The organism is Gordonia jacobaea (assembly GCF_965344965.1).
In the GTDB taxonomy this organism is placed as follows: Bacteria; Actinomycetota; Actinomycetes; order Mycobacteriales; family Mycobacteriaceae; genus Gordonia; species Gordonia jacobaea.
Window position 1 is genome coordinate 176,465 of the sequence record NZ_CBDRLS010000008.1, and the last position, 8,305, is coordinate 184,769.

Annotated in this window: 6 protein-coding genes; all 6 read left to right on the forward strand. The window is 66.4% G+C overall.

All coding sequences use genetic code 11. From position 1 onward, the window contains the following. The first annotated feature begins 65 nt into the window (after positions 1–65). Positions 66–536 (forward strand): OsmC family protein, encoded by a 471-nt coding sequence (locus ACRVY7_RS22240; RefSeq protein WP_049697066.1) that lies wholly within the window; start codon positions 66–68, stop codon positions 534–536. 34 nt (positions 537–570) lie between these two features. Beyond that, the gene (locus ACRVY7_RS22245) at positions 571–831 is read left to right on the forward strand and encodes an acylphosphatase (protein WP_049697452.1); all 261 of its coding nucleotides are present in this window, start codon (positions 571–573) and stop codon (positions 829–831) included. A 65-nt stretch (positions 832–896) separates the two neighbouring features. Continuing rightward, a complete protein-coding gene (gene smc, locus ACRVY7_RS22250) occupies positions 897–4,595 on the forward strand; it encodes a chromosome segregation protein SMC (RefSeq protein WP_431818671.1) in 3,699 nt (1,232 codons plus the stop codon). A 79-nt stretch (positions 4,596–4,674) separates the two neighbouring features. Next, complete coding sequence (ftsY, locus tag ACRVY7_RS22255) at positions 4,675–6,312, forward strand: signal recognition particle-docking protein FtsY (RefSeq protein ID WP_431818672.1); 1,638 nt, start codon at positions 4,675–4,677, stop codon at positions 6,310–6,312. A gap of 175 nt (positions 6,313–6,487) precedes the next feature. After that, positions 6,488–7,831, forward strand: a complete 1,344-nt coding sequence (locus tag ACRVY7_RS22260) for an ammonium transporter (protein ID WP_049697069.1) — start codon at positions 6,488–6,490, stop codon at positions 7,829–7,831. Between the two features lie 49 nt (positions 7,832–7,880). Continuing rightward, entirely contained in the window at positions 7,881–8,219 is a 339-nt protein-coding gene (locus ACRVY7_RS22265; RefSeq protein WP_005176661.1) for a P-II family nitrogen regulator, read from the forward strand. Positions 8,220–8,305: the final 86 nt, after the last annotated feature.

Here is an 8,305-nt window from a genome sequence, read left to right on the forward strand (position 1 = left end):
GTTCTACTATTGCGAGCGGCGCCTCGGGTGCGCCGTCGTCGATTGCGAAGGGAGTCATCGCGCAGATGACCAGCGAGAATTCGTCCGCGACCACAGCGGCGCCGCAGGTGTCGGATGCCGGCTCGGCACACACCGAGTTGTGGGTGCAGCGGACCGGGACGCGTCGCTACACCGGCAAGAGTTCGCGTGGCGCGGAGGTATTGATCGGCTCGCAGGACGTCGACGGTGTGTTCACGCCGGGTGAGCTGCTGAAGATCGCGCTTGCCGCGTGCACCGGCATGTCGTCGGACCGCCCGCTGGCACGTCGCCTCGGTGACGATTACGACGCGACAATCCGCGTCTCGGGCGACGCCGACCGCGAGAACGAGGTGTACCCGCACCTGCGCGAGGTGCTCGACGTCGACCTGTCCGAACTCGACCCCGCCGCTGCGGAGCGGTTGCTGGTGGTCGTCGAGCGCGCGATCGACTCGGTGTGCACGGTGGGTCGCACGCTCAAGGCGGGCACCGAGGTCGAACTCGTCATCGAGAGCGACTGACACCCCGATGAGTGGTTCCGACCAGGTCGTTCGCATGACCGCGCACGTTCACGGACAGGTCCAGGGCGTCGGGTTCCGGTGGTGGACGCGCTCGCGCGCCCTGGAGCTCGGCCTGGTCGGCTCCGCGACGAACCTCGCTGACGGGCGGGTGCTCGTCGTCGCGGAGGGGGCCGAACCACAGGTACATGCGCTCCTCGACCTGCTGCGTTCCGGCGACACTCCCGGTCGCGTCGACCTCGTCGTCGAACGGTTCGACGCGCCACGGGGTGACCTGCAAGGATTCGTCGAGCGTTAATCCGCCGATCAACCGCCTGCCCGGTTGCGCCTGCCTGCATCGGGTGATGGGTAGGCTTAACGGTCGTGCACCTGAAAAGCCTGACCCTGAAGGGCTTCAAGTCCTTCGCGTCGGCCACGACTCTGCGATTCGAGCCCGGCATCACCTGCGTGGTGGGCCCCAACGGCTCGGGTAAGTCGAATGTGGTCGACGCACTGACGTGGGTGATGGGCGAGCAGGGTGCGAAAGCGCTGCGTGGCGGCAAGATGGAAGACGTCATCTTCGCTGGGACGTCGGGTCGGCCGCCTCTCGGTCGGGCCGAGGTGACGCTGACGATCGACAACTCCGACGGCGCTCTGCCGATCGAATACTCCGAGGTATCCATCACGCGACGGATGTTCCGCGACGGTGCGGGCGAGTACGAGATCAACGGGAGTTCGTGCCGGTTGATGGACGTTCAGGAGTTGCTGTCCGACTCGGGAATCGGGCGCGAGATGCACGTCATCGTCGGGCAGGGCCGTCTTGCCGCGATTCTGGAATCGCGGCCGGAGGACCGTCGTGCCTTCATCGAAGAGGCGGCTGGAGTCCTCAAGCACCGCAAGCGCAAAGAGAAGGCCGTGCGCAAGCTCGACTCGATGCAGGCCAATCTCGCGCGTCTGAGCGACCTCACCGCCGAGCTGCGACGCCAGCTCAAACCGCTCGGACGGCAGGCCGAGGTTGCCCGCCGAGCCCAGACGGTGCAGGCCGATCTCCGCGACGCACGACTGCGGTTGGCCGCAGACGATCTGGTGACCCGACGCACGGAGATGGCCGAGCACACCGCTGTCGAGGAAGAGATTCGACGACGCTCCGACGAGGTCACCGCAGAGCTCGACGCCGTCAACGCCGAGGTCGCCGAGCACACCGACCATCTGGCCCAGGTCACTCCCGCTGCCGCGGCGGCAGGCCAGGCGTGGTTCCGGTTGTCGGCGCTCGCCGAGCGTGTCGACGCGACCAATCGGGTCGCGACCGAACGCAGCCGCTACCTCGCGGAGCCGACGGTCAGCTCTGGCGGTCCCGATCCGGAACAACTCGAACGCCAAGCCGAGGAGGCCGCACTCACCGAGGCCGAAATGGCCGAGGCTGTCTCGCTCGCCGCCGAGTCGCTGGAGGTGTCCAAGCTCGAACTCGAGGAGTACGAGCGCGTCGCCGCGGAGGCGGAGCAGGCTCACATGGCCGCGGTACGTGCGGTGGCCGATCGACGCGAAGGACTCGCGCGGCTCGAAGGACAGGTCGAGAGCCTGCAGACCAAGGCAGACGGCGTCGACGCCGAGGCGTCGCGCCTCACCGCTGCGATCGCAGCGGCCGTCGAACGCGCCGAAACTGCTGCGCAGCAACAAGATTCGGCAGCCGAATCGCTGAGTCAGATGGAGGCCTCTGAGCAGGGTCTCGACGAACACCACGAGCGGTGCGTCGCGGCGCTGAATCTGTCGAATGAGCGGGTTGCGTCGCTGCAGGCCGCCGAACGTGAGGCGGAGCAGCGGATCGCGTCGCTGGCCGCGCGGATCGAGGCGCTCTCGGTGGGCCTCGAACGCAACGACGGCGGTGCGTGGCTGCTCGAGAACGCGCCGGAGGGATTGGCGGGCTCCGTTTCTGACCTGCTGGCTGTCGACTCCGGTTTCGAGACGGCCATCGCAGGAGCGCTGGGGCCCGCCGCCGACGCGATTGCGACCGTCGACGCGCTGGCTGCCGTCCGCGCGCTGCAGGCGTTGAAGACCGGAGATGGCGGACGGGCGTCGTTGCTCCTCGGTGGACTCGACGACGCCGCGCCGCGTCGCGAGGTCACGTTGCCCGACGGCGCCGTCTGGGCGAGCTCGGTGGTCACCGCGCCGTCGCAGATCAAGGGTGCCGTCGATCATTTGCTCTCCGATGTCGTCGTGGTCGACGACGCCGAGCAGGGCGTCGACCTCGCGGTACGGCACGGCCTCCGATGCGTCACGCGTGAGGGTGACCGCATCGGCCCCGCGTCGGTGGAGGGCGGATCGTCGCGGCGACCGTCGACGTTGGAGGTCACCTCGGCGATCGACACCGCAACCGCAGATCTCGCCGCGGCGCATCGGACCACCGAGGAGACGCAGGCGGCCCTCGAAGGTGCACTGACCGAACAGCGCGCCCGTCGCGAGGCCGCCGAAGAGGCGTTGGCCGCGCTGCACGAGTCGGATGCGGCCGTCGGCGGAGCCTACGAGCAACTCGCCCGACTGGGTCAGGAGGTCCGCGCGGCGCAGTCGGAGGCCGATCGGCTCACCCGGCAGCGCGACCGCGCAGAGGACGGTCGCGGCGACATGCTCACCACCCTCGCCGAGCTGCGCGAACGCTTGCGCCTGGCGCGTGACGAGTCGACGTCGGAACCCGACGAGGTCGGGGGAGACGGGGGCGAGCGCTCGGCGGCAGCCGCTGCCGTCGCGGGTGCGCGTTCGAGTGAGATGGAAGCTCGTCTGGCACTGCGTACCGCGGAGGAACGCCTCGCGTCGGTGCGTGGCCGTGCCGACTCGCTTCGTCGTGCGGCCCAACGTGAACGTGACTCCCGCGAGCGTGCCCGACGCCAAGACGAGGCTCGCCGGGTCGCGGCGCAGGTCGCGGCTGAGGTCGCCCAGGCGGCCACCGCGGTCTCCGAACGTCTCATCAGCGCGGTCGCAACAGCGCAAGCGGGTCGCGACGAGCTAGAGCAGGTCAAGGCCGCGCGTACCGAAACCCTCGAAGCGCTGAAGACTCGAGCGGCGGCACTCACCGATCAGCTCAACGCGCTGCGCGACTCCGTGCACCGCGACGAGGTCGCCCGAGCGCAGTCCGCGTTGCGCATCCAGCAACTCGAGGAGCAGGTTCTCGAGAACTTCGCGATGTCGCCCGACGATCTGATCGCCGAGTACGGCCCGGATGTTCCGATGCCGCCGTCGGCGTTGGAGATCTCCGAGTACGAGCAGGCCAAGGAGCGCGGCGAGAGCGTCGTGGCACCCGCGCCGCTGCCGTACGACCGCGCGACGCAGGAAGCGCGCGCGAAGAAAGCGCAGAAGGACCTCAACACTCTCGGCAAGGTGAATCCCCTTGCGCTGGAAGAATTCGCCGCCCTCGAAGAGCGCTACAGCTTCTTGTCTGCGCAACTCGAGGACGTCAAGGCCGCGCGGAAAGACCTTCTCGACGTGGTCGAGGACGTCGACGCACGCATTCTGCAGGTGTTCACCGAGGCCTACGCCGACGTCGAACGCGAGTTCTCCCAAGTCTTTTCGACGCTGTTCCCCGGCGGCGAGGGTCGACTCATCCTCACCGAACCCGGAGACATGCTCACCACGGGAGTAGAGGTCGAGGCGCGGCCACCCGGCAAGAAGGTCAAGCGGCTGTCACTGCTCTCGGGTGGCGAGAAGTCGCTGACCGCAGTGGCGATGCTCGTGGCGATCTTCCGTGCGCGACCCTCACCGTTCTACGTGATGGACGAGGTCGAAGCTGCGCTCGACGACACCAACCTGCGCCGCCTGATCACCCTCTTCGAGCAGTTGCGTGAGCGGTCTCAGCTCATCGTGATCACCCACCAGAAGCCGACGATGGAGGTCGCGGACGCGCTCTACGGCGTCAGCATGCGCGGCGACGGCATCACGACCGTGATCTCGCAGCGGCTGCGCGGCCAGAACGTCGCAGTCACGGCAACCGCGCCGCAGGTAGCGGGTGACACCGATGGGGGAGGCGACGTCGGCGGGCAGGAATCCGACGTTTCAGACGCGAACACAGCGACGACCAACAGTGCGACAACATAGAGAACGCCCCTTCCGCTAGTCGGCGGAGGAGCACGATGGACAACGCAGCCCGAGATATGCGGGAAGAACTGGAGAAGCAGTGAACACCGGAATCATCATCGGAATCGTCATCGCGGTCGTCGTCATCCTCGCGTTGATCGTCGCGGGTCTCGTCCTCGCGCGTCGTCGACGCATCTCTCTGCACGACGACGAGCAGACACAAGTGGTCGACGGCTCGAAACCGCAGGTCGACCGGTCAGGCGGGTACAAGGCGTCGTCGGGCTTCAGCTTCAGCCAGGGTGGCGCGGCGTCGGGAACCGCTGTCGCAGAACCACCCGAGCCGACCGTCGCGCCCACTGAGCGGACCGAGGTCGACGGTCAGCCGGGCGTCGGCGACGACGCATCGGTGCCGCGTGACTCGGAACGCCGCGGCATCACCAACGTCACGCTGCCCGACACTGCCGACGTCGAGACGGCAGACACCGCTACGACCGACGTTGCTACGACCGACACCGAGACGACCGACACCGAGACGACCGATAGCTCTGCGACTGCCACCGCTGCGCCGACCGCGGACGCCACAGAGACCGTAGACACCACCGCTACCGCAGGCACCACCGATACCGCTGCGACCACCGCAGAGTCGGCGCTGACCAGTGAATCGGTGCCGCTCGACGAGGACATCGATTCGTCGGTCACCACGCCGTTGTTCGAGGAGATCGTCGAGTCGGTCGGTGAGAGCCCTGACGAGATCATCGAAGAGATCGACGAGATCGAAGACGAGGAGGCCGCTGCCACCGCGCCGCCGCGTGACGAGATCGAGCCGACGGCGGGCCGACTCGGTCGCCTCCGTGGGCGTCTGTCGCGGTCGCAGGGCGCGATCGGCAAGAGCATGCTCGGGCTTCTCGGTGCAGGCGACCTCGACGAGGAGAGCTGGGAGGAGATCGAGGACACCCTCGTCATGGCAGACCTCGGCTCCGCTACCACCGAAGCGGTCATCGAACGGCTCCGGACCGAGTTGGCCACCAATCCGGTGCGCAACGCCGACGACGCTCGCGCCCTGCTGCGCAGGGTGCTCGTCGAGCAACTGCACCCCGAATTCGACCGTTCGATCCGCGCGCTTCCCCATGCCGACACACCTGCGGTCGTGCTCGTCGTCGGGGTCAACGGCACCGGCAAGACGACGACGACGGGCAAGCTCGCGCGCGTCCTCGTCGCCGACGGCAGGCGCGTCTTGCTCGGCGCAGCAGACACATTCCGTGCCGCGGCGGCAGATCAGCTACAGACGTGGGGCGAGCGGGTCGGCGCAGACATCGTTCGTGGCAAGGAACAAGCCGACCCGGCGGCCGTCGCATTCGACGCCGTCGCGAAGGGGATCGACGAGGGCGTCGACGTGGTGCTCATCGACACCGCGGGACGTCTGCACACCAAGACCGGTCTGATGGACGAGCTCGGAAAGGTCAAGCGCGTCGTCGAGAAGAAGGCTCCGGTCGACGAGGTCATCCTCGTCCTCGACGCCACGGTCGGCCAGAACGGACTGACTCAGGCGAAGGTCTTCGCCGACGTCGTCGACATCACCGGCGTCGCCCTGACCAAGCTCGACGGAACCGCCAAGGGCGGCATCGTGTTCAACGTCCAAGAGGTTCTCGGCGTCCCGGTGAAGCTCGTCGGGCTCGGCGAGGGAGCCGACGACCTCGCGCCGTTCGACCCGGAAGCGTTTATCGACGCGCTTCTGTAAGCTGCGAAAAACCTTTGAAGCCATGTCCGATTCACCTGGCGATTTACCTTCGCGAAATGTGAATCGGGCTTTGGTTCACACGCTCGAAACACGGGAGCACCACAGCTGAAACCACTTCCGGACAGAGTCTTTGCAGGCGCCGAGCCGTCGGCGCGCTCTGAGGAGGTTTTCTACAGTGGTCTCTGCACTACCGGATAGTGTTTTCGGAGAGCCTGACGCCGGCAATACAGCATGGATGCTGGCCAGTGCGTCGATGGTTCTTCTGATGACTCCAGCGCTGGCCTTCTTCTACGGGGGGTTGTCTCGGGGTAAAGCAGTTCTGAACATGATGATGATGTCGTTCGGCTCGGTCGCGACGGTCAGCATCGTCTACGTTCTGTGGGGGTTCTCGCAGTCGTTCGGAAATACAGTCACCGGCGAGTCCGATATCTGGGGCATCTTCGCGAATCCGTTCTCGCTCTTCGGATCCGATCAGCTGATGAACACCGCGGGCACCGAAGACAAGCCGACATATGTGCTGTGGACCGGCGTCGAAACCCATGTGCCCGCGATCGTCTTCATGGCTTTCCAGCTCACCTTCGCCGTCATCACCGTCGCCCTCATTTCGGGTGCGGTTGCAGAGCGCGTGAAGTTCTCCACCTGGCTGGTGTTCTCCGTGCTGTGGTCCACCATCGTTTACTTCCCGCTTTCCCACATGGTGTGGGGCGGCGGCCTGATGTCGAACGCCGAAAGGGGCTTCGCCTCATGGATGTTCGGCACGAACTCGGATGGAACCGCCAACGTCGCGCCGATTGACTTCGCCGGTGGCACGGTCGTCCACATCAACGCCGGTATGGCCGGTCTGGTGCTGGCCATCATCGTCGGTGCCCGCGTCGGCTTCGGCAGGACCGCATACCGTCCGCACAACATTCCGTTCGTGATGCTCGGTGCCGCACTGCTGTGGTTCGGTTGGTTCGGCTTCAACGCAGGTTCCGAACTCGCCGCGGACATGACGGCAGGCAAGGTCTGGGTCAACACGACCGCCGCAACCGCGGCAGCGATGATCGGCTGGCTCGGAGTCGAGTGGGTGCGCGACAAGCACGCCACCAGCGTCGGCGCGGCGTCGGGCATCGTTGCGGGACTCGTGGCCATCACCCCCGCCTGTGGCGCTTTGACGCCGGTCGGTTCGTTGATCCTCGGCGTGATCGCCGGCGCTCTCGCAGCGCTCGCCATCGGACTGAAGAACAAGTTCGGCTACGACGACTCGCTCGACGTCGTGGGTGTTCACCTCGTCGCAGGACTCTGGGGCACCATCGGTATCGGGTTCCTGGCCAAGGACACCGGCCTGTTCTGGGGCGGCGACTACAAGCAGCTCGTCGTGCAGATCGTGATCGCCGCATTCGCGCTCGCGTTCACCGGTGTTCTCACCACGATCATCGCTCTGGTGCTCAAGCCGCTGGGCTGGCGCGTCAAGCCTGATGAGGAGAAGAGTGGCATCGATGAGGCCGAACATGCCGAGACCGCGTACGAACTGGCATGAATCCCCGGTCGTTGACTACTACGCTGATTCCTGTGGAGAGGGATAACCAATGAAGCTCATCACCGCAATCGTGAAACCGTTCACGCTTGAGGATGTCAAAGCCGGCCTGGAGCAGGCTGGAATTCTGGGAATGACCGTCAGTGAGGTGCAGGGTTACGGTCGCCAGAAGGGCCATACCGAGGTGTACCGAGGCGCCGAATACTCGGTCGACTTCGTTCCCAAGGTACGAGTCGAGGTCGTCGTGGACGACGCGGCCGTTGACAAAGTTGTCGATGTCATCGTGGAAGCCGCGCGAACCGGCAAGATCGGTGACGGAAAGGTGTGGGTCTCCCCGGTCGAATCGGTCGTTCGCGTCCGAACCGGCGAGCGCGGCGCAGACGCGCTGTAGGCCCGTTGCCTTTCGTCAACTCCGACCGTGGCCCTGCGTCCGACGATTCGTCGGGTGCGGGGGCACGGCCCGGCATGGGGCCGGGG

Excerpts from the sequence above, each read along its gene's own strand:
- ACRVY7_RS22240 (WP_049697066.1), top strand. The coding sequence starts at position 66 with ATGACCAGCGAGAATTCGTCCGCGACCACAGCGGCGCCGCAGGTGTCG.
- ACRVY7_RS22245 (WP_049697452.1), top strand. The coding sequence starts at position 571 with ATGACCGCGCACGTTCACGGACAGGTCCAGGGCGTCGGGTTCCGGTGG.
- ACRVY7_RS22265 (WP_005176661.1), top strand. The coding sequence starts at position 7,881 with ATGAAGCTCATCACCGCAATCGTGAAACCGTTCACGCTTGAGGATGTC.